16 protein-coding genes are annotated in these 22277 nt (G+C 66.3%); 8 read left to right on the plus strand and 8 right to left on the minus strand.

The window, feature by feature from the left end:
• Positions 1 to 121 precede the first annotated feature (121 nt).
• Genes coxB through NAV27_RS11315 form a run of 4 tightly spaced genes read left to right on the plus strand, consistent with a single transcriptional unit; the run spans position 122 to position 4711 of the window.
• Complete coding sequence (gene coxB, locus NAV27_RS11300; protein ID WP_102828660.1) at positions 122 to 1012, plus strand: cytochrome c oxidase subunit II; 891 nt, start codon at positions 122 to 124, stop codon at positions 1010 to 1012.
• A complete protein-coding gene (gene ctaD, locus NAV27_RS11305; RefSeq protein WP_102828336.1) occupies positions 1009 to 3537 on the plus strand; it encodes a cytochrome c oxidase subunit I in 2529 nt (842 codons plus the stop codon). Before coxB ends, ctaD begins: the two co-directional genes overlap by 4 nt.
• Positions 3537 to 3896 (plus strand): hypothetical protein, encoded by a 360-nt coding sequence (locus NAV27_RS11310; protein ID WP_043295669.1) that lies wholly within the window; start codon positions 3537 to 3539, stop codon positions 3894 to 3896. The genes ctaD and NAV27_RS11310 overlap by 1 nt, the downstream gene beginning before the upstream one ends.
• On the plus strand, positions 3887 to 4711 hold the full coding sequence (locus NAV27_RS11315) for a cytochrome c oxidase assembly protein (RefSeq protein ID WP_369805848.1): 825 nt from the start codon (positions 3887 to 3889) through the stop codon (positions 4709 to 4711). The genes NAV27_RS11310 and NAV27_RS11315 overlap by 10 nt, the downstream gene beginning before the upstream one ends.
• On the opposite strand, the gene NAV27_RS11320 is transcribed toward NAV27_RS11315, so the two are convergent.
• Genes NAV27_RS11320 through NAV27_RS11335 form a run of 4 tightly spaced genes read right to left on the minus strand, consistent with a single transcriptional unit; the run spans position 4699 to position 13613 of the window.
• The gene (locus NAV27_RS11320) at positions 4699 to 6162 is read right to left on the minus strand and encodes an efflux transporter outer membrane subunit (RefSeq protein ID WP_102828334.1); all 1464 of its coding nucleotides are present in this window, start codon (positions 6160 to 6162) and stop codon (positions 4699 to 4701) included. The two genes, NAV27_RS11315 and NAV27_RS11320, sit on opposite strands and share 13 nt — an antisense overlap.
• Complete coding sequence (locus NAV27_RS11325) at positions 6159 to 9263, minus strand: efflux RND transporter permease subunit (RefSeq protein ID WP_102828333.1); 3105 nt, start codon at positions 9261 to 9263, stop codon at positions 6159 to 6161. The genes NAV27_RS11320 and NAV27_RS11325 overlap by 4 nt, the downstream gene beginning before the upstream one ends.
• Positions 9264 to 9294: 31 nt before the next feature.
• Positions 9295 to 12375 carry an MdtB/MuxB family multidrug efflux RND transporter permease subunit gene (locus tag NAV27_RS11330; protein ID WP_102828332.1) on the minus strand — a complete coding sequence of 1027 codons (3081 nt, stop codon included), beginning with the start codon at positions 12373 to 12375 and terminating at the stop codon, positions 9295 to 9297.
• On the minus strand, positions 12372 to 13613 hold the full coding sequence (locus NAV27_RS11335; protein WP_077683415.1) for an MdtA/MuxA family multidrug efflux RND transporter periplasmic adaptor subunit: 1242 nt from the start codon (positions 13611 to 13613) through the stop codon (positions 12372 to 12374). The genes NAV27_RS11330 and NAV27_RS11335 overlap by 4 nt, the downstream gene beginning before the upstream one ends.
• 273 nt (positions 13614 to 13886) lie before the next feature.
• Between NAV27_RS11335 and murJ the strand changes: the two genes are divergently transcribed.
• Positions 13887 to 15353 (plus strand): murein biosynthesis integral membrane protein MurJ, encoded by a 1467-nt coding sequence (gene murJ / locus NAV27_RS11340; protein ID WP_102828331.1) that lies wholly within the window; start codon positions 13887 to 13889, stop codon positions 15351 to 15353.
• 12 nt (positions 15354 to 15365) lie between these two features.
• On the opposite strand, the gene NAV27_RS11345 is transcribed toward murJ, so the two are convergent.
• The 4 genes from NAV27_RS11345 to pedF are packed head-to-tail and all read right to left on the minus strand — an operon-like array spanning position 15366 to position 18491.
• Positions 15366 to 16298 carry a quinoprotein relay system zinc metallohydrolase 1 gene (locus NAV27_RS11345; RefSeq protein ID WP_102828330.1) on the minus strand — a complete coding sequence of 311 codons (933 nt, stop codon included), beginning with the start codon at positions 16296 to 16298 and terminating at the stop codon, positions 15366 to 15368.
• 42 nt (positions 16299 to 16340) lie between these two features.
• Positions 16341 to 17090 carry a quinoprotein dehydrogenase-associated SoxYZ-like carrier gene (locus NAV27_RS11350; RefSeq protein ID WP_102828329.1) on the minus strand — a complete coding sequence of 250 codons (750 nt, stop codon included), beginning with the start codon at positions 17088 to 17090 and terminating at the stop codon, positions 16341 to 16343.
• Positions 17091 to 17136: 46 nt separating this feature from the next.
• Positions 17137 to 18054: a substrate-binding periplasmic protein gene (locus tag NAV27_RS11355; RefSeq protein ID WP_102828328.1), complete on the minus strand. Its 918-nt coding sequence runs from the start codon at positions 18052 to 18054 to the stop codon at positions 17137 to 17139.
• Positions 18054 to 18491 (minus strand): cytochrome c-550 PedF, encoded by a 438-nt coding sequence (pedF, locus tag NAV27_RS11360; RefSeq protein ID WP_077683417.1) that lies wholly within the window; start codon positions 18489 to 18491, stop codon positions 18054 to 18056. Before pedF ends, NAV27_RS11355 begins: the two co-directional genes overlap by 1 nt.
• Positions 18492 to 18813: 322 nt before the next feature.
• Between pedF and exaA the strand changes: the two genes are divergently transcribed.
• The 3 genes from exaA (at position 18814) to NAV27_RS11375 (ending at position 22262) form a co-directional block, all read left to right on the plus strand.
• Positions 18814 to 20673 (plus strand): quinoprotein ethanol dehydrogenase, encoded by a 1860-nt coding sequence (exaA, locus tag NAV27_RS11365; RefSeq protein WP_102828327.1) that lies wholly within the window; start codon positions 18814 to 18816, stop codon positions 20671 to 20673.
• A gap of 160 nt (positions 20674 to 20833) precedes the next feature.
• Positions 20834 to 21487, plus strand: a complete 654-nt coding sequence (locus NAV27_RS11370) for a pentapeptide repeat-containing protein (protein WP_102828326.1) — start codon at positions 20834 to 20836, stop codon at positions 21485 to 21487.
• Positions 21488 to 21578: 91 nt separating this feature from the next.
• Positions 21579 to 22262 (plus strand): 3'-5' exonuclease, encoded by a 684-nt coding sequence (locus tag NAV27_RS11375; protein ID WP_102828325.1) that lies wholly within the window; start codon positions 21579 to 21581, stop codon positions 22260 to 22262.
• Positions 22263 to 22277: the final 15 nt, after the last annotated feature.

Here is a 22277-nt window from a genome sequence, read left to right on the forward strand (position 1 = left end):
CTGCACCGCCGATAAGGTGAAGCGCGGTGGCGAATTCAAGCAATGGACAACTCTGGTGCTGGCAGTTCCGGTGCTGGCGGGTTGCCAGGGCCAGCAATCGGCGCTCGACCCGGCCGGGCCGATGGCGCGCGACGTGGCGAACGTGTGGTGGGCGATGTTTGGTTTCTCCGCACTGGTGCTGCTGGTCGTCTGCGCACTTTGGATACACGCCATGCTTCGCCAGCCGCGCGAGGTCGATGCCGCGCGGGCCAGGCGCATCAATCGGAACTGGCTGGTCGGTGGCGGCCTGATATTACCGACCGCCAGCATCCTCGCCCTGCTCGCCTTTGGCGTGCCCGCCGGCCGCGGCATGCTGCCGTTACCGGTGCCCGGCGAGCAGCCGCTGCGTATCGAAATCACCGGCCACCAATGGTGGTGGGAGGTGCGCTACCCGGACAGCGGTGTGGTGACGGCCAACCAGTTCATCCTGCCGGTCGACCGACCGCTGGACGTGGTGGTGACCAGTGCCGACGTGGTCCATTCGTTCTGGGTGCCGCGCCTGGGCGGCAAGCTGGACATGATTCCGGGCCGGAGCAACACCCTGCGCCTCGCCGCCAGCGAAACCGGTGTGATGCGCGGGCAATGCGCCGAATTCTGCGGTAGCCAGCACGCGCACATGATCCTGCATGTCGAGGTGCTGGAAGCGGACGCCTTCGACCGCTGGCTGGCCGCACGCGGTTCGCTGGCACACAGCCCGGCGCCTGGCGCTGCCGGTCAGGTCTTCGACGAGCGCTGCGGCCAGTGCCACCGCGTCGCCGGTGTCAGTGAAGGTACGCGCGCGCCGGATCTGAGCGATCTCGCCAGCCGACCGACGCTGGGCGCCGGCGTTATCGCCAACGACGCGGAAGCCCTGCGCCGCTGGCTGCGCGAGCACCAGAGCCTCAAGCACGGCAATGCCATGCCGAACCACGACGATATTCCCGCCGAGACGCTCGACCAGCTCGCCGACTGGCTGGAGACCCTTGCACCATGAACACGCGATCCAACAGCGCCGCGCCCGCAACCGATCCCGACCAGCTGCATGACCAGTTCAATGAAGTCTGGGGCAACCCGCGCGGCTGGCGCGCGCTGACCATCGTCAACCACACCACCATCGGCCTGCGCTTCCTGGTCACCGGCGCCTTCTTCTTCCTGGTCGGTGGGCTGCTGGCGATGCTGATCCGTACCCAGCTCGCGCTGCCCGGCTATCAGCTGATGGAGCCGGACGTCTACAACCAGGTCTTCACCATGCACGGCACGGTGATGATGTTCCTCTTCGCGGTGCCGATGATGGAGGGGCTGGCGGTCTACCTGATCCCGAAGATGCTCGGCGCACGCGATCTGGTGTTTCCCCGGCTCTCCGCGCTGGGCTACTTCTGCTACCTGTTCGGCGGGCTGATCCTGCTGTCGAGCATCTTTCTCGACGTCGCGCCCAAGGCGGGCTGGTTCATGTACACGCCGCTGTCCAGTTCCGCCCATACGCCGGGCGTGAATTCGGACTTCTGGCTGCTGGGCATCACCTTCGTCGAGATTTCCGCGGTGAGCGCGGGCGCCGAACTGGTGGTGTCGATCCTGCGCACCCGCGCCAGCGGCATGGCGCTGCACAAGATGCCGCTATACGCGTGGTACATCCTGGTGATGGCGATGATGATCGTCGTCGGCTTCCCGCCGCTCATCCTGGGTTCGATCCTGCTGGAGCTGGAACGCGCCGCCGACATGCCGTTCTTCGACGTCGCCCGCGGCGGCGATCCGGTGCTCTGGCAGCACCTGTTCTGGCTGTTCGGCCACCCGGAGGTGTACATCATCTTCCTGCCCGGCGCCGGGATCGTCTCGACACTTATCCCGGTGTTCTGCCAGCGCCCGCTGGTGGGTTATCGCTGGGTCGTGCTGGGCGTGCTGACCACCGGTTTCATCAGTTTCGGGCTGTGGGTACACCACATGTTCACCGTCGGCATCCCGCAGCTGGCACAGGCGTTTTTTTCGGCGGCGAGCATGCTGGTGGCGATCCCGACCGGCGTGCAGATCTTCGCCTGGATCGCCACGCTCTGGCTGGGCCGGCCGGTGTACCGGGTGCCGATGCTCTGGCTGGTGGGCTTTCTGCTCGTCTTCGTTGCCGGCGGGCTGACCGGGGTGATGCTGGCGCTGGTGCCGTTCAACTGGCAGGTGCATGACACCCACTTCGTCGTCGCGCACATGCATTACGTATTGGTCGGCGGTATGTTCTTCCCGTTGATGGCGGGGCTGTACTACTGGTTGCCGCACTTCTCCGGGCGCATGCCTTCGGAACGGCTCGGCCGCTGGGGTTTCTGGCTGTTCTTCATCGGCTTCAACGCGACCTTTCTGATCATGCACTGGACCGGACTGATCGGCATGCCGCGGCGGGTCTATACCTACGACACGGGCCTGGGCTGGGACATGCCCAACCTGGTGTCGTCGATCGGCAGTTTCATCATGGCTGCCGGCGTCGCCACCATCCTGCTGGATATCCTGTTGCACTTTCGCTTCGGCGTTCCCGCGCCGAAGAACCCGTGGAAGGCCGATACCCTGGAGTGGGCGACCAGTCTGCCGCCCAGCGCGTACAACTTCGTCAGCCTCCCCGATGTCACCGACCGCCACCCGCTGTGGCAGGACCCGGACCTGCCAGACAGCATCGCCCGCGGCGAGCATGCGCTGACGGTGATCGACCATGGCCGGCGGGAAACCTGGGGCGTCGACCCGCTGACCGGCAGAATCCGCGAAATCATCCATCTGCCGGGCAACAGCTGGCTGCCCTTCATCACGGCGCTGTTTCTGACTGTCCTGTGCCTGAGCCTGTTGAACAAGGCCTACTGGCTCGCCCTGGCGGCAACCATCGCCACCGCAGTGGTCGTGCTGCGCTGGTCGTGGGAAAACGGCGCGCATCCTGCCGCCGCACCGGATGCCCGCACCCAGCCTGGCGAGCCGCCGCTGCACTCGCGCACCTTCGACGGGCCGGGGCTGTGGGGCATGGGCGTCACGCTGCTGGCCGATGGCGCGCTGTACCTGTCGTTGCTGTTCGGTTGGTTCTACCTGTGGACCGTATCGCCGCAATGGCGCGTGCCGGACGATCAGCTGAACGGCGGGCCGATGCTGGTGAGCGCACTGCTGCTCAGCGCTGGCACCTTCTGGCTGCATCGCCTGATCAAACGTCTGCGCGCCGGCGATCATCGTGGCCTGCTAGGACAACTGGCGCTGCTCGCGCTGCTGGCCCTGGTGCAGTCGGCGCTGCTGCTTTGGCTGTTGCTCGACGCGGAACTGGCGCCAACCGAAACGGCCCACGATGCGGTGATCTTCGTCCTGCTCGCCTACAGCCTGTTCCATTGCGCGCTGGCGGCAGTCGTCACCGGCCTGCAGGCCTGGCGGGTGAGCTACGGCTATGTCGGCGAAGCCGCGCCGTACGAGCCGGTGGTGGTCGAACAGCTCTGGTACTACAACCTTGGCGTGCTCTGGGTCAGCTATGCGGCGATCGTACTGTTCCCGTCGACCTGGGGAGGCGTTTGATGAAACCTGCGCTCGGCTCGCCGTTCCACCCGCTGCAGATCATCGTCGGCCTGGTCGTCTGGAGCCTGTGGTTCGTGGCGATCTACGGCGGTCAGGCGATTGCCTGCCGAGTCAGCCCACCCGACCCCGCAGAGGGGGTGTGGAACTGGCTGAACGGCAGCCTCGGCCTGCTGACGTTGCTGACCCTTGTGCTGCTGCTTGGCCTGATGCGCTATTTCTGGCGGCTGTCTCGCCAGCGTCCGTCATTGAACGAGCGCGAGCTGTTCGTGACGAAACTGGCCGCCGGCGTGCACCTGATTGCCGCGCTGGCGACTGCGTTCGTCGGCGCACCGCTGCTGCAGCTGCCGCCGTGTCTGTGAGCGCGTGGGCGCTGGTACCGCTGCTGGGCCTGTCGACGCCGGCCCTGGCCCACGGCTTGTTCGACGCGCAGCTGAGCGAACGTGCCCCGCTGCTGTTGAGCGCGCTGCTCATTGGCAGTGCCTGGCTGCTCTACGCGCTCGGTGCGCGCCACGTGCCGCCCAGGCGCAGCGAAGCGTTCTGCCTTCACAGCGCCATGCTGGTGGCCGCGTTTGCCGTCTTCGGCCCCATCGACGACTGGGCGCAACGCAGCACCAGCTGGCACATGACCCAGCACATGCTGTTCATCGTAGTGATCGCGCCGTTGTGGGCGCTGGCGCGCCCGCTGCCGCAGTGGCGCGGCGTCACCGGCCGCTTCGCGCAACCGCTGTGGACGTCCATCCTGCGCGCCGGCCGCTACCCGACCCTGCTGGCGCTGCTGCATGGCGCGGTGATCTGGATCTGGCACACGCCGAAACTCTATGTGCTGGCGCTGGACAACCTGTGGTGGCATGCCGTCGAGCACGCCTGTTTCCTGTTCAGCGGCTGGCTGTTCTGGTGGTCGGTGCTGCGCGCCAATCCGAAGCAGGTGCCGCAGGCGCTGATGGCCGTGGTGCTGACGCTGATGCACACCGGCCTGCTCGGCGCCCTGCTTACCTTCGGCACAGTCTCGTTCTACGGCACGGGTCGTGCGGTGGAGGATCAGCAGCTGGCGGGGCTGCTCATGTGGGTGCCGGGCGGGTTGGTCTACCTGCTCGGTGGCGGCTGGATCGCCTGGCGCTGGCTGACGCGAATCTGGCGACGCCAGCCGGCGCACCGGCTCGATCAATCATCCTGACCACGTTCGCTCGACAGCACCGGCTCCTGCTGCAGTTGCTCGATCTGCCAGCCGCCACCCAGCGCGGCGATCAGCTGCACGCTGGTCACGAGGCGGTCGCCCAGCAGCGTCAGGTTGGTGCGCTGGTTGTTCAGCGCGGTGGTCTGCACCGTCACCACGCTCAGGTAATCGACGGTGCCGGCGCGATACTGGTTCTCGATCAGCCGCAGCGACTCCTGCGCGGCGTCCAGCGCTTCGCGTTGCACCACGGCTTCCTCATCGAGCACGCGCAGCTGCACGAGGTAATCCTCGACCTCGCGGAAGCTGTCGAGCACCGTTTGCCGGTAGGTCGCCACGGTCTGGTCGTAGGCCGCCTCGGCACGCTCCAGTTCGGCACGCCGGCCGCCGAAATCCAGCAGCGTCAGCGCCAGCTGCGGGCCGAGCGACCAGAATCGGTTCGGCACCTCGAACAGCTGGTTGAAGCTGCTGTTGCGATAGCCACCGCTGGCCGACAGGGTCAAGTCGGGATACCAGGCCGCCTCGGCGATGCCGATCTCGGCGTTGGCGGCCATCACCTCGCGCTCGGCCGCGGCGACATCCGGGCGCCGCTCCAGCAGTTGCGACGGTAACGCCAGCGGCACCTCGGGCAGCGATGGGATGTCATCGCGCACGGCGATGCTCAGCTCGGCAGGCGGCACACCGATCAACACCGCGATGGCATGTTCCAGCTGTGCCCGCTGCCACTTCAGATCGATGGCCTGCGCCTGCGTGCTCTTGAGCTGAGTCTGCGCCTGGGCAACGTCGGATTTGGGCACGATGCCGGCGCGGTACTGATTCTCCGTGAGGCGCAGCGAGCGCGCGTAGGCAGCAACCGTCTGATCGAGCAGGCGCTGTTGCTCGTCCATCACCCGCAATTGCAGGTAGGTCTGCACCAGCTCGGCCTGCAAACTCAGACGGACCGCCGCGAGATCGGCCGCGCTGGCCTGCATGGTTGCGCGATTGGCTTCCAAACCGCGGCGCAGCCGGCCCCAGAGATCCAGCTCCCAGGATGCACTGAGCCCCGCCTCGTAGCTCTCGCTTACACCGGCACTGACATTGGACGAACTGCTGCCAGTGGTCTGCCGCGAGCGCGTCACCCCGGCATTACCGGACAGCGTGGGGAACAGCTGCGAGCGCGCGCTGCGCACAAGCGCGCGCGCCTGGCGATACTGCGCTTCGGCCACGGCGAGGTTCTGGTTGGACACGTTCAGTCGGCTCACCAGCGCATCCAGCTCGGCGTCGCCGTACAGCTTCCACCAGTCGCCGCGCTGCAGGGCGTCGGCCGGTGCCGCGCTCTTCCAGCCTTCGGCCTGCTTGAACGCGTGGGCATCCGGCAGCTGCGGGCGCTGGTAATCCGGGCCGAGGGTGCAGGCGCCAAGCGCAAGGGACATGACGATCACGGCCAATGGACGGAGGGTGCAGCTCGGACTCATAGCGGATTTTCCATGGCGGCATCGGTACGCACACCGCGCCAGTTATTGAAGCGATGACGCAGGCGGTCCAGGTACAGGTAGACCACCGGCGTGGTGTAGAGGGTCAGGATCTGACTGAGCACCAAGCCGCCGATGATGGTCAGACCTAGCGGCTGGCGCATCTCCGCGCCTTCCGAGCCCCCCAGCAGCAGCGGCAATGCGCCGAGAATCGCCGCCAGCGTGGTCATCAGGATCGGCCGGAAGCGCAGCAAGCAGGCCTTGTGAATCGACTCGGCCGGCGGCAGGCGGTCGTTGCGCTCGAACTGCAGCGCGAGGTCGATCATCAGGATGGCGTTCTTCTTCACCACGCCGATCAGCAGGAACAATCCGAGCAGCGAGATCAGGCTGAATTCGTCGCCGGTGACGATGATCGCCAGCAGCGCGCCGACCCCGGCCGACGGCAGCGTCGAGAGAATCGTCAGCGGATGGATATAGCTCTCGTAAAGCACGCCGAGCACGATGTACACCAGCAGCAGCGCGCCGAGGATCATGAACGGCTGGCTTTCCTGAGCGGCCTTGAACACGTCGCCGGTGCCGCCCAGGCGACCCTGCACCGAACTCGGCAGGCCGATCGCGGCCACCGCACGTTCGATGGCGCGTGTGGCCTGGTCCAGACTGACGCCCGGAGCGAGGTCGAAGTCGATGTTCTCCGCGGCGAACTGTCCCTCGTGCGTGACGCGATCTTCCTCCAGGCTGCGCTCGTAGCGGGCGAAGGCGGACAGCGGCACGCGGCGACCATCTTCGGTGACCACGTGGATCTGCTCCAGCACCTCCGGGTGCTGCGCGTAGCTCGGATCGATTTCCATCACCACGCGGTACTGGTTGAGCGTCTCGTAGATGGTGGAAATCTGCCGCTGACTGAAGGCGTTGTTGAGCAGCGTGGTCACCGTGCTCATGTCGACGCCCAGCCGCTTGGCGGCGTCGCGATCGACCTGCAGGCTGATCTGCTGCGCGCCCTCGCCTTCGTTGGCATCGATGCTGGTCAGCTCGGGCAGCGCCATGAGCGCCTGGGTGACCTTCGGCAGCCAGGTGCGCAGGTCGGCCAGATCGCCCGCCAGCAACGAATAGGCATACGCCGAACTGCTCTGCCGACCGCCGCCGAATTGCAGGTCCTGGTCGGCCATGAGGAACAGCCGTCCACCCGGCACCTGCGGCTGATTCTTGCGGATGCGCTCGATCACCTGCTGCGCGGACAGCTCGCGTTCCTCCAATGGCTTGAGCCGCACGATCATGAACGCGTTGTTGATGCCGCCCTGCCCGCCGATGAAGCCGGCCACGCTCTCCACCGCCGGATCGGCGAGGATCGCCTTGCGGAATATCTCCATCTTCGGCTGCATGACCTGGAACGACAGACCGTCGTCGCCACGGATGAAGCCGGTCAGCTGGCCGGTGTCCTGCTGCGGCAGGAAGGTCTTGGGCACCTGCACGTAGAGCACCACGTTGAGTGCGATGGTTGCCAGCAGGCTCAACAGCGTGATGCGCCGATGCCGCAGCGCCCAGCTCAGCGAGCGGTCGTAGTAACCGAGCAGCCACTGGTGCGCGTCGTGGCTCCAGCGATGCAGGCGGCTGTCGCGCTCGGCTTGGTAGGGTTTGAGCCAACGCGCACAGAGCATCGGCGTCAGCGTCAGCGACACCAGCAGCGAAACCAGAATCGCCGCCGCCAGCGTCAGCGAGAACTCGCGGAACAGCCGCTCGACGATACCGCCCATGAACAGGATGGAGACGAACACCACCACCAGCGACAGGTTCATCGACAGCAACGTGAAGCCCACCTCGCGGGTGCCGATGTAGGCCGCGCGCAGCGGCGGCACGCCATCGTCGATATGCCGGGCGATGTTCTCCAGCACCACGATGGCGTCGTCCACCACCAGCCCCGCCGCGAGGATCAGCGCCATTAACGACAGGGTATTGAGCGAAAAGCCGAACAGGTACATCACGGCGAACGTGCCAACCAGCGACACCGGCACCGCCAGCGCCGGAATCAGCGCGCTGCGCACATGGCCGAGAAACACGAACACCAGCACGATCACCAGCACCACGGCGATCAGCAGCGTGCGCTCGGCCTCGTGCAGGGTGGCGCGAATCACCGGCGAGCGGTCCATCGCCACATTCAGCTCGACGCTGCCCGGCAGGATCGCCTGCAACGCCGGCAGCTCGGCGCGAATACCGGCGATGGTCTCGATGATGTTGGCGCCGGCCTGGCGGTTGACGATCAGCAGCACCGCCTGCTCGTTGTTGAAGAACCCGCTGTTGTAGCGATCCTCCACCGCGTCCTCGACCTTGGCCACATCGCTCAGGCGCAGCGTCGCGCCATCCTGATAGCGCAGGATCAGCGGCATGTAGTCGGCGGCCGCGTGCAACTGGTCGTTGGCGCGCACCTGCCAGTGCCGCTCGGCGTCCTCGACCATGCCCTTGGGCCGGCGCACGTTGGCGTTGGCGATGGTGCTACGCACGTCGTCCAGCGAGACGCCGTACTGCTCCAGCTGCTGCGGCTGCAGCTCGACGCGCACGGCCGGCAGCGAGCTGCCGCCGACCTGCACTTCGCCGACGCCGGGCACCTGCGAGAGCTTCTGCGCAAGGATGGTCGAGCCGATGTCGTACAGCTGGCCCTTGTCGAGCACCTCGGAGGTCAGCGACAGCACCATGATCGGCGCCTGCGAAGGGTTGATCTTGCGGTAGGTCGGCATGCTGCGCATGCCGCTGGGCAGCAGGTTGCGTGCAGCATTGATCGCCGCCTGCACGTCGCGCGCGGCGCCGTTGATGTCGCGCTCCAGATCGAACTGGATGATGATCCGCGTCGAGCCCTGGCTGCTGCGGCTGCTCATCTGGCTGACGCCGGCGATGCTGCCCAGCGAGCGCTCCAGCGGAGTTGCCACGCTGGAGGCCATGATCTCCGGGCTGGCGCCGGGCAGGCTGGCCTGCACGGTGATCACCGGGAAATCCATGTTCGGCAACGGCGAAACCGGCAGCAGGCCGAAACTCACCCCGCCCAGCAGCAGAATCGCCAGGCTGAGCAGCATGGTCGCCACCGGCCGGGCGATGAACGGCGCCGACAGGTTCATCGCGCCGTGCCCACTGGCCTGCGACCGCCGTTCACGCCTGCGCCTCGCTCGGCACCGCGCCGCGACGGCCGAAGCGCTGGCTCAGGCGATCGAAGAACAGGTAGATCACCGGCGTGGTGAACAGCGTCAGTAGCTGGCTGAGCAGCAGGCCGCCGACCAGCACCAGACCCAGCGGCTGGCGCAGTTCGGCACCCGAGCCGGTGGCCAGCATCAGCGGAATGGCGCCAAACAGCGCGGCCAGGGTGGTCATCAGGATCGGCCGGAAACGCAGCAGCGCGGCGCGGTAGATCGCCTGCTCCGGCGTCATGCCCTGGTGGCGTTCGGCCTCCAGCGCGAAGTCGATCATCATGATCGCGTTCTTCTTGACGATGCCGATCAGCAGGATGATGCCGATGATCGCGATCAGCCCCAGATCGTTACCGGTCAGCAGCAGTGCCAGCAGCGCGCCCACCGCCGCCGACGGCAGCGTGGAGAGGATGGTGATCGGGTGGATGTAGCTCTCGTAGAGCACGCCGAGCACGATGTACATGGTCACCACCGCTGCCAGGATCAGCAGCAGCGTGCTCGACAGCGACGCGCGAAACGCCTCGGCGGCGCCCTGGAAATGGCTCTGGATGCCAGCCGGCAGGCCGATCTCCTGCTTCACCGTCTCGATCACCTCCACCGCCTCGCCCAGCGAAACGCCCGGCGCGAGGTTGAACGACAGCGTCACCGCCGGGAACTGGCCGATGTGATTGATCAGCAGCGGCGCGGAATGCTGCTCCAGCCGCGCCAGGCTCGACAGCCGCACTGGCGTGCCGCCCTCGCTCTGCACGAACAACTGCTCCAGCGCCTGCGGTCCCAGGCGGTTGCCGGCCTCGGCCTCGAGCACCACGCGGTACTGGCTGGACTGGGTGAAGATGGTGGAAATCTGCCGTTGACCGAAGGCGTCGTACAGCGCATTGGTGATCGCCGAAACCTCGATGCCCAGGCGCGCGGCGGCGTCGCGGTCGATGTCCAGGTAGATCTGCAGGCCGTCGTGCTGCAGGTCGCTGGCCACATCGGTGAGTTCCGCCCGCGCGCGCAGGGCCTCGACCAGCCTGGGCGTCCACTCCTGCAGCAGCGCGCCATCCGGCGACTCCAGGCTGAACTGGAACTGCGTGCGGCTGACCCGGTCCTCGATGGAGAGGTCCTGCACCGGCTGCAGGTACAGCGCGATGCCCGGCAGCTTGGCCAGTTCCGGGCGCAGGCGTTCGATCACTTCGCTGGCGGTGACGTCGCGCTCGGCGTGCGGCTTGAGGTTGATCAGCAGGCGGCCGCTGTTGAGCGTGACGTTGTCGCCGTCCACACCGATGTAGGACGACAGGCTGGCAACCGCCGGATCGTCGAGGATCACCCGGCTCAGCGATTGCTGACGCTCGCTCATGGCGCGGAAGGAGATCGACTGCGGCGCCTCGCTGATGCCCTGGATCACGCCGGTGTCCTGCACCGGGAAGAAGCCCTTGGGCACGGCGAGATAGAGCACCACCGTCAGGCCGAGGGTGGCCACCGCCACCAGCAGTGTCAGCGTCTGATGACCGAGCACCCAGGTCAGCCAGCGCGAATAGCCGCCGATCAGCCGCTCGACCCAGTCCGGGCGCGCCGGATCATGGCTCACCGGCTTGAGCAGGCGCGCGCACATCATCGGCGTCAGCGTCAGCGACACCACCAGCGAGATCAGGATCGCCACCGCCAGGGTGATGGCGAACTCGCGGAACAGCCGGCCGACCACGTCCTGCATGAACAGCAGCGGAATCAGCACGGCGATCAGCGAGAAAGTCAGCGAAATCAAGGTGAAGCCGATCTGCTTGGCGCCCTTGAGCGCAGCATTCAGCGGCGTCTCGCCCTCCTCCAGATGCCGGGCGATGTTCTCCAGCATGACGATGGCGTCGTCGACCACGAAGCCGGTGGCGATGGTCAATGCCATCAGCGTCAGGTTATTCAGCGAGAAGCCGCACAGGTACATCACCGCGAAGGTACCAATCAGCGACAGCGGCACGGCGATCGAAGGGATGACGGTGGCCGAGAGCTTCTTGAGGAAGATGAAGGTCACCATCACCACCAGGATGGTGGCGAGGATCAACTCGTGCTGCACGTCGGTGACCGCAGCGCGGATGGTCTGGGTACGGTCGGTGAGAATGGTCACGTCGAGCCCAGCCGGCATGCTGGCGGTGATTTCCGGCAGCAGCGCCTGGATACGCTCGACCACGTCGATGACGTTGGCGCCGGGCTGACGCTGGATGTTCAGCAGCACCGCCCGGTTTTCGTTGGCCCAGGCCGCCAGCCGCTCGTTCTCGGCGCCGGCAATGATGTCGGCGACATCCTTGAGCCGCAGCGCGGCGCCGTTTTCATAGGCAAGGATCAGCTCGGCATATTCCTCGGGCGTCTTCAGCTGATCGTTGGCGTCGAGCATGGAGACCCGCGTCGGACCGTCGAAGTTACCCTTGGGCTGGTTGACGTTGGCGTTGCCGATCAGCTCGCGCACGTCGGCCAGCGACAGGCCATAGGCGGCCAGCGCCTCGGGATTGGTGCGGATGCGCACCGCCGGCCGCTGCCCGCCGGCGATGCTGACCATACCGACGCCGCTGATCTGCGCCAGCTTCTGCGCCATGCGCGTGTCGACCAGATCATGCAGTTGCGGCAGCGGCAGCGTCGCCGAGGTCACCGCCAGGGTGATCACCGGTGTATCGGCCGGATTGACCTTGTTGTACACCGGCGGCGCCGGCAGGTCGCTCGGCAGCAGGTTGTCTGCCGCGTTGATCGCCGCCTGCACCTCCTGCTCAGCGACATCCAGCTCCACGTCAAGCGAGAAGCGCAGGGTGATCACCGAGGCGCCGCCTGAGCTGCTCGAGGACATCTGCGTCAGCCCCGGCATCTGCCCGAACTGGCGCTCAAGCGGTGCAGTCACAGCGCTGGTCATCACCTCCGGACTGGCACCGGGATACAGCGTCAGCACGCGGATGGTCGGATAGTCGACCTGCGGCAGCGCCGCGACCGGCAACAGCTTGTAGGCGATCAGACCGGCCAGCAGGATGGCGACCATCGTCAGGGTGGTCGCTACCGGCCGCAGGATGAACAGCCGCGAGATGTTCATTGCGCCGGACGCTCCCCGGCGCTCTCACCGCCCACCTTGGGTTGCTGCGCCGCCTCTTCGGCCATCGTCGCGCGATCGACGACTTCCACTTCGCTGCCGTCGCGCAGGCGATCGGTGCCTTCCATGACAATGCGCTCACCGGCCGTCAGGCCCTTGGCGATCACCGTGGTCTCGCCGTTGCTCGGGCCGACCTCGACGCTACGCAGCTGCACCTTGCTGTCCTCGCCAACGACGTAGGCGAAGTTGCCCCGCGAGCCGAACTGCAGCGCCGCCGAGGGAATCAGCGTGGCGTCCTCGAGGGTTTCCACCCGCAGGCGCACGTTGACGAACTGATTGGGGATGAGCATTTCGGTTTCGTTGTCGAACCGCGCCTTGAGCTTCAGCGTACCGGTGGTCACATCGATCTGGTTGTCGACGCTCTCCAGCACGCCCTCGCCCAACAGCAGTCGCTCACCACGATCCCACGCCTGCACCTTCAGCTCGGCGCCCTGACGAAAACGCGTCAGCACCGGCAGCAGATCGCCCTCCGGCAAGGTGAAGGTGACCGCCATCGGCTGGCTCTGGGTGATCACCACCAGCGGTGTGGTGTCGCTGGCCGAGACCAGGTTGCCGATGTCCAGCTGGCGCAGGCCGAGGCGGCCGTCGATCGGTGCGCGGATCTGGGTGAATTCCAGGTTGAGCTTGGCTTCGTTGACCGCCGCCTGATTGGCCGCCAGCGTGCCTTGGTACTGGTTCACCAGCGCCTGCTGGGTATCGAGCGTCTGCTTGGCAATGCTGTCGTCGGCGTATAGCCCGCGGTAGCGCTCCAGATCGACCTGGGCGTTCTGCAGCAGAGCGCGATTCTGCTGCAGCGTGCCCTCGGCCTGCTGTAATGCGACCTTGTATGGCCGTGGATCGATCACCGCCAGCAGCTCACCGGCCTTGACCCGTTGCCCCTCCTCGAAGCGCACCTCGACCAGTTCGCCGCCGACGCGGCTGCGCACGTTCACCGTATTCAGCGGCGTCACCGTGCCGAGCGACTTGTAGAACACCTCGAACTCGCCCTGCTTCACCGCCGTCACGCGTACCGGCACCGGCCCGCTGAACGCGCCGAAGCCCGGTCGACCGCCCGGTTGCGGCGACTTCGCCGAAGGGCTCGGCCATAACCACCAGGCAAGCAAGGCGATGGCCAGCACGGCAAGACCGATGATCAGCCAGCGACGACGGGTAGCAGCAGGAGACGAATGCGCGACGGACATGAACTGGGTTCGCTCGGGAAGGAGCGTGAACCTTAAGCAGTCGCGCCCGCCTCGCAAAGGGGCTTTACGGCATTTTTACGTATCGACGCTTGTCCACCCGCGCGCGAACGGCCGGAACCATGCCGCGCCGGCCCAGTCTATGTAAGCGTTCGACCAGGGGCCAGCATCTCGCCAGCCCTGGCAGACGGAACTGTCCCAGGCTCGCCACCCAACCGAACGGCGGCGCGCCGTATTACCGGAGTACCGCAGGCTGGCCTGCTACAGGATCAAGGAATGAATGCATCACTGGTCATCCTGGCGTTGACCGTCGCCAGTTTTCTGCTCGGTTTCCTGCGCGATCTGTTCATCGCCCGCGCCTTCGGCCTGAGCTGGGAAGCCGACCTGATCTTCGTCGCGCTGATCCTGCCGCTGTTCTTCGAGAACTTCCTCGGTCTCGCCCTGCGCGACACCATGATTCCCTACCTGCAAAAGCTGCGCAGCCAGTCGGAGACGCTGTTCGAGTCGGTCAGTCGCTGGCTGTACTGGCGCGTAATGCTGATGGGCGTGGCGGCCAGCGCCCTGGTGATCGTCGCCAGCTACTGGATTCTCACCCTGCTGGCACCGGGCTGGAGCGCTGAGCAGGTGGCGACAGGGCAGGTCGTGTTCTGCGTCGGCGCGCTGCTAATCGCCGTGCAGGCGACGCTGTACTGCCAGGGCGCACTGCTCAACATGGATAGCGTATTCATCCTGCCGATGACGCGCACCGTGCTGCTCAACGCGGGAGCGATCATCGGCATTCTGCTGTTCGAGCCGACCGGCATGGTGATTTTCATCGGCATGCTGCTGCCGCAGTTCGGCCTGATCGTCGCCCAGCACCGGCGCCTGGCCTATCTGCGCGGCGAACGGCACCCTGTGGCCGAAGGACACGGCAGCGCCTTCGGCCTGGCCTTCGCGCCGGTATTGCTGGCCGCCGGCGCGCAGCAGGCGTGCATCCTCGCCGAACGGATGTTCGCCTCGTTCCTCGATGAGGGCAGCATCACCATGCTCTCGTTCGCCTTCCGCATCGTCACCATTCCGCTGACGCTGTACGCGATGTCAGTGCTCTCCGTGCTGTTCCCGCAATTCTCGGCGAGCTGGAACGATAACGACCACGGCGCCCACGCCGCGGTGATTCGCAAGGGGCTGCTAGCCACGCTGCTGTTCCTGGTGCCGGCGGCTGTGGTGCTCTGCTCGTTTCCGGACACCGTGGTCGCCGTGCTGCTCGAGCGCGGCCAGTTCGGCGCGGCGCAGACCAGCGCCACCGCCTCGCTGGTGATCATCTATGCGTTCGGCCTGCCGGCGATGGGGCTCGCCCTGCTCTGGGGCCGCGCCCTGCTCGCCCAGCATCAGGCCCGGCTGTTCCTGGTGCTCACGCTGATCAGCTCGGCGCTGACCATCGGTCTCGATGCAGCGCTGTATCGCCCCTACGGCGCCGAAGGCCTGGCCATTGCCTTCTCCAGCGGCGCGACGTTGCAGGCGCTGTTCATGGGCATGTACGTCTATCGCGCGTCGCCCAAGGGTCTGGGCATCGCGCTGCTGCTGCGCTGGGCGGCCACCGCCGCGGCGCTGGCGGTGGCGTTGCACTGGCTGCCCGAGCCGCAGGGCTTCCTCGAACTGTGCCTGTACATCGCATTGGTGCTGGCGGGCTTCGCCTTCGGCGTGGTGCTGCTGGGCGAGCGTGACCTGTTCCGCCGCAGCTACTGGTCGATGCGCCGCGCCTGATCTGCGCTTCGGCTATTGCTGGTCGACGCGCTGCAGCTGCTGCGCCTCGTATTTCGGATAGAGATGGGTGACGCTGCGGATCAGCTCGAAGCGCGTCAGGCTGATGCCGGAGAAGCGCTCGGGAATCGGACTGTCGATCACCTCGTTCATGTCCGCACCGCTGGCCGCAGCGTCGCGCAGCAGACCGTCGAGCCAGCCGAGGTAATCGCGCATTTGCACGAAAGGCGCAGCGTCACTGGCGACCGGCCCATGACCGGGCACCAGCAGCTTCCACGGCTGGGCCTGCAACTCGTCGAGATCGGCCAGCCAGATGTCCAGCCCCGGGCTGTTGGGCGTGGTCAGCGCGCGCTGGTAGAACAGGATGTCGCTGGCGAACAGCACACCACTGTTCTCATCGAGTACCGCCAGATCGGCGCCGGTATGCCCGCGCAGGGCGAGCAGGCGCAGCCTGTGGCCGCCGATTTCCAGCGTGCCGGGCTGCAGCGTCTCGTTCGGCAACACCACTTCGGTGCCACGCATCCAGTCGCCCACCAGCCGGTACATGTTTTCCGCCATCGCGTCGCCCTGCTCGCGCAGCAGCTCGGTGGTGCCGGCCAGCGCGGCGATGGGCACATCGGCGAACGCCTGATTGCCGAGCACATGGTCAGGATGATGATGGGTGAGCAGCAGCTTGATCACCGGACGGTCGGTGACGCCCGCGATGGCTTCGCGCATGGCCTCGCCGTAGCGTTTCGACGGCCCGCTGTCGATCACCACCACACCCGCCTCGGTGACGATGAAGCCAGTGTTGACGATGTTGCCGCCGTTGCGCTGCTCGAAGTTGTCGGTCGAGCCTTCGAGCAGCCAGACATTCTCGGCAATCTGTTTGGGCTGCAGGTCGTAGCGCAGCTCGGCCTGCGCCGGCAGCGCCAGGCAGCAGGCAAGGATCAGGGTGAAAAGGCGCATGACGTCTCCTTGGCTGGGTGAACGAACGCAGGCGCGGTAGCGCTACAGCGCCGCCTCGAACTCATTGCCGTTGTTGTCGCGCAGCCACAGGCGGGTTTCCTCCTGGCCCTCGACTTCCAGGCTCAGGCTGGGGTTCTCGCCGACTGCAGGAAACAGCTCCAGCGTCGCCAGCACCTCGCCATCGACGGTGCGCAGTTCGGCCTGGTTGACGAAGAACTCCGGAATGCCGCCCACCAGGCCATTGTCCATCGGGTGCGAGACCTGCATGCGCAGCCGGCTGAATTCCCCGCGGGCGAAGCGTGCGCCGTGGACCTGGCCGAGACGGTCTTCCCAGCCCGGCTGGGCCCGTACCACGCTGGGCGCCGTGCAGCCGCCACCGGCCGCATCGACCTTGGCGCCACCGACATGCCAGACACCGTCGCGCGTAAGTACCGCCGCGCGGATCGGCGTGGCCTGCTCGACGCGAATGCGGATGGCCACCAGCGACTCGACCCGCTCGCCGGGCGTGAAGGTAAAAATGCGCGGAATCGGATTGAGATCGGCCCAGGCCTCGATACGCACCACCTGGTCGCCGAGGGCGCGGGCATCGATATGCACCGGCACCTGCCGGGCATCCTCGGCGAACGGCGGGACCTGCACCTGCACGCGCTCGTCGAACACGTAGGGCTCGCCGTTGAGCAGGTTGCGGTGATGGTGTTCCCACATCACCGATTGCAGCGGATCGGGTTCGCCAGCCAGCAGGCCGCCGGCCTGGGCGAACGTCAGAAGCAACAGCAGAACGCGCATGCTCATCTCGAACTCCTCGGGCGTGGCCCGGCGGCCCGCTGAAAGGATGGCGTCAGTTGCCAGCCGCCATCTCGTTCTCTACATCCTGGTAAAGCCCGGGCAGCTCGTAGCGCAGCCCATAGCCAGCATAGATCTTCGCCAGCCGCCCTTCGGTGATCATCGGCTCCAGCACGCCTTCCAGCGCGTAGGCCAGCTGGCGGTTGGACTCGTGCACCGCCATGCCCAGATCCCAGACCTGTTTGCCCATGTCGGGGTAGGCGTTCTCCGCGAGCTTCAGATGGCTGTCGTTGGCCTGCTTGAGCAGCCAGTCGATCTCCCCACGCATGGCCATCGTCGCGTCCACCTCACCGGCCTGCATGGCAGCGAACGCGGCCTGCGGGCTGGGATAGTGATGCAGCATCTTGCTCATGCGCCCGCCGAACACCGACGACAGGTAGAACGACGGCACGCTCTCGACCTCGACGCCCACCGGGTGGTACTGGAACACCGCCACGGTCGGCACCTCTTTCAGACGGCGATCATCGAAGGCGGACTGCCAACGTTCGCGCTGATAAGGCCCGAACATCACCACCAGCTCATTGATCAGCTCGCCCAGCTCGTTGCGCTTGTAGGAGAACTCGCGGTCGTACGGCACGCGCAGCATCACATCAGCCAGCACGTTGGGGCGCAGGTAGTGCCCCTTCCAGATGAAGTTGCGCAGGTCATCGTCCAGCGTTTCGTCCGGCGCGACCCACAGCACGTCCAGCTTGAGGCCGAGGCCATCCGCCAGCTCGCGCGCCATCTCCACGTCGACGCCGCGTGGCTGACCGTCGACGACGAAGCTGTATGGCGGGAAATCCTGGTACATCGCCACCTTGAGCACACCCGAGGCGATGATGTCGTCGTAAGCGCGCACCCGCACCACCTCGGCCTGCGCCAGTACGCAGCAGGCCGACAGGCACAGCGCGACGAGCCAGCGGCCGAGGCGCATCACCGCTTGGCCGCTTCGCTTTCGATATAGGTACGGATCGCCCACAGCGCTTCCTGGCTGAGGGTGTCAGCCATGCGCGGCATGTACACCGCACCGTCGCGCACCGCGCCGTTGATTACACGCTCCTTGAACCACTCGTCGCCGTCGTAGCTGGCTTCCAGATCGCGCAGATCGGGCGCGATACCGCCGGAGATTGCTTCCAGGCCGTGGCAACGGGCGCAGTTCTGGTTGTAGGCGGACGAACCGATCTGCACGGCCAGATCATGGTGTTCGCTCGGGGCGCGATAGGGGTTTTCTTCTGCCCACTCCTCGCCAAGGGATGGCAGGCCCTTGGTATCCACCGCCTGCGGCGTCACATCACCATGCGCCAGGACCAGGCCGGACATACCCAGGACACCCGCCGCCAGCAGCGAGCGCAGAAAGTTCTTGTTGTTCATGACTACCACCTCTGTTCGGAACCTGTACAAGGCAGCCCCATCGGAGCGCATGGTGGCCATGTTGGCGGCGCGACCCGGTCGGCAGAATCCTGCTTTGGATGCCTGCATCTCCTCCCTTGGTACTAGGTTTTATCCCCGTCTTTTGCAGCGGGTCGTGGTGGCACCGCGGTAGCAAGGCGAAAACAGCGCACCGATGGGAAGTTTTCCCGGCATCGGCGGGCGTTTTTCCGTGTCGGCGCACGCGGGCGCGCTCCCACTATTCGTATCGCCAGGCTACCGGCAGACGGCGGCCTCGTCCGAATCGACCAAGGGAATCGCAACCATGACAACAAGATCGCACCCCGGCACAACCCGCCCGCTCGCCCTCGCCGTGCTGTTCGGCAGCTTCGCGCTGGCCGGCGTTGCACAGGCCAAGCCGGTCAGCTGGAAAGATATCGCCAACGACCATCTGTCCACCGAGAACGTCCTGCAGTATGGCCTGGGCACCCACGCACAGCGCTGGAGCCCGCTGGCCCAGGTCAACGACAAGAACGTGTTCAAGCTGACCCCGGCGTGGTCGTTCTCCTTCGGTGACGAGAAACAGCGCGGCCAGGAATCCCAGGCCATCGTCCACGACGGTGTGATCTACGTGACAGGCTCCTACTCGCGCGTGTTCGCCCTGGATGCGAAAACCGGCAAGCGCCTGTGGAGCTACGCCCACCGCCTGCCCGACGACATTCGCCCCTGCTGCGACGTGGTCAACCGCGGCGCGGCGATCTACGGCGACAAGATCTACTTCGGCACACTGGACGCCCGCGTCGTAGCGCTGAACAAGGACACCGGCAAGGTCGTCTGGAACAAAAAATTCGGCGATCACGGCGCCGGTTACACCATGACCGGTGCGCCGACGCTGGTGAAGGACGGCAAGACCGGCAAGGTGCTGCTGGTTCACGGCAGCTCGGGTGACGAGTTCGGCGTGGTCGGCAAGCTCTTCGCGCGCGACCCGGACACGGGTGAAGAAGTCTGGATGCGTCCCTTCGTCGAGGGCCACATGGGTCGCCTGAACGGCAAGGACAGCACGCCGACCGGCGACATCAAGGCACCCTCCTGGCCGGACGATGCCAACTCGCCGACCGGCAAGGTCGAAGCCTGGAGTCAGGGCGGCGGCGCACCGTGGCAGAGCGCGAGCTTCGATGCCGAGACCAACACCATCATCGTCGGCGCCGGCAACCCCGCGCCGTGGAACGGCTGGGCGCGCACCTCCAAGGACGGCAAGCCGCAGGACTACGACAGCCTCTACACCTCCGGCCAGGTCGGCGTCGATCCTTCCACCGGCGAAGTGAAGTGGTTCTACCAGCACACCCCGAACGACGCCTGGGACTTCTCCGGCAACAACGAACTGGTGCTGTTCGACTACAAGGACAAGAACGGCCAGACCGTGAAAGCCACCGCCCACGCCGACCGCAACGGCTTCTTCTACGTGGTCGATCGCAAGGACGGTAAGCTGCAGAACGCCTTCCCCTTCGTCGACAACATCACCTGGGCCAGCCACATCGATCTGAAAACCGGCCGCCCGGTGGAGAACGAAGGCCAGCGCCCGCCCAAACCCGAACCCGGCGAGCAGCACGGCAAGTCCGTAGAGGTTTCTCCGCCCTTCCTCGGCGGCAAGAACTGGAACCCGATGGCCTACAGCCAGGACACCGGCCTGTTCTACGTGCCGGCCAACCACTGGAAGGAGGACTACTGGACCGAAGAGGTCAGCTACAAGAAGGGCTCGGCCTATCTCGGCCAGGGGTTCCGCATCAAGCGCATGTACGACGACCACGTCGGCATCCTGCGCGCCATGAACCCCACCACCGGCAAGGTCGCCTGGGAACACAAGGAAAAACTGCCGCTGTGGGCCGGCGTGCTGGCCACCAAGGGCAACCTGGTGTTCACCGGCACCAGTGACGGCTACTTCAAGGCCTTCGACGCGAAAACCGGCGACGAGCTGTGGAAGTTCCAGACCGGCAGCGGAATCATCTCGCCGCCGATCACCTGGGAGCAGGATGGCGAGCAGTACCTCGGCGTGACCGTCGGCTACGGCGGCGCCGTGCCGCTGTGGGGTGGCGACATGGCCGTGTTGACCAAGCCGGTCGCCCAGGGTGGTTCGTTCTGGGTGTTCAAACTGCCGGAGTGGGAGAAGAAGACCGCGCAGCGCTGAGTACCACGCCGTGCCCGCTACGGCCGGCACGGCGCTTCCCTATAAGACGGTTCGCGGAGCGTTCCCATGGCATGTCTGGCCCCGAGTTGGCGCTCTCGCCGGCGCGCCACGCGAGCCTCCGCGCAACCGCCCCTCCCTACCGCTTCGCAGGAGAACCGTCATGAAGACCTCCCCGCTACTGCTTTTGCCTCTGGCCCTGCTCGCCGGTAACGCCGCGTTCGCCGCCAGCGACCAGCCCGCGGTCATCAATGGCTGCGTCATCCAGCCGGAAAGCCAGTGTCCGAACGCCGATCTGCGCGGCGCGGACCTGAGCAATCAGGACCTGCGCAAAATCAATCTCGCCGGCGCCAAGCTGGCTGGCGCCAACCTGCGCCACGCCAACCTGGACCTGGCCAATCTGGAGAAGGCCGATCTCAGCGGCGCCACGCTCAACCGCGCCAGCCTGCAGCAGGCCAATCTGCGCCTGGCCAACTTCACCGACGCCCGGCTGGTCGCCATCCAGGGCTGGGGTCTGTTCGCTCAGGCTGCGCGCTTCAATGGTGCCGACCTCACTGGTGCCTATCTCGAATTTGCCCGCCTGAGCGGCGCGAAGATGCAGCGCAGCACCCTGCGTGCCGCCGATCTGGAAATGACCTGGCTGAGCAAGGCCGACCTCGCTGGCGCCGACCTGACCGACGCCAACCTGCAGGAAGCCAAGCTCAACGATGCCAACCTGGCCGACGCCGTGCTCAGCGGCGCGCGGCGGCATTACGCCACGTTCCAGGGAACCAACATGGAAGGCTGCAAGGATTGTCCGCACGACTGGGAAAAGTAGCCGGCGCCGGGTGGATTCGGCATCGACTTGCCCGCCGCGCTCGGCTAGCGTTGCCTGATCGCTGCCGCTGGCGAGCCCCGGAGCACCGACGATGCAGCCCATCCGCATTCCCCTTCCTGCCGACAACGCCACCCTGCCGACCTTCGCCGGGCTGACGCCCGCACACATCGTCATGCCCGCCGACGCCACGGCGCTGGCCAGCGCCATCGGCGAGCTGCGCGCCTGCCCCTGCGTCGGCTTCGATACCGAATCCCGGCCAACCTTTCGCGTCGGCGAAGTCTCCACCGGTCCGCACCTGATCCAGCTCGCCACGCCGACGCAGGCGTACCTGTTTCAGGTCATCGTGCCAGGCTGCGTCGAGGCGGCGCGCACGATTCTGCAGGCGCCAGATGTACTGAAGATCGGCTTCGGTCTGAAAGCGGACCGCAGCCGACTGCGCGGCAGGCTCGGCATCGAGCTGGCGAACTGCCTCGACCTCGGCACCGTGCTGCGCTATCAGGACCGCAAAGGTCAGGTCGGCCTGCGCGGCGCAGTGGCCGGCGTGCTGGGTGCGCGTATCCACAAGTCGCGCCGCGTGGCGACCTCGAACTGGGCCAGCGCCGAGCTAAGCGAGGCTCAGCAGGTCTATGCAGCGAATGACGCCTATGCCGCGCTACAGGTATTCCTCGGCCTGCCCGTCGAGCGGCAACATCTGCTGCTGCAGCTGGCCAGCACGCCGCCCCAACCGCGTCGCGCCAAGCCCAGGCAGCCGCTGCATGTAGACGGTTCGCGATGATCCTCCTGACGGTTC

Source organism: Stutzerimonas degradans (assembly GCF_024448505.1).
In the GTDB taxonomy this organism is placed as follows: Bacteria; Pseudomonadota; Gammaproteobacteria; order Pseudomonadales; family Pseudomonadaceae; genus Stutzerimonas; species Stutzerimonas degradans.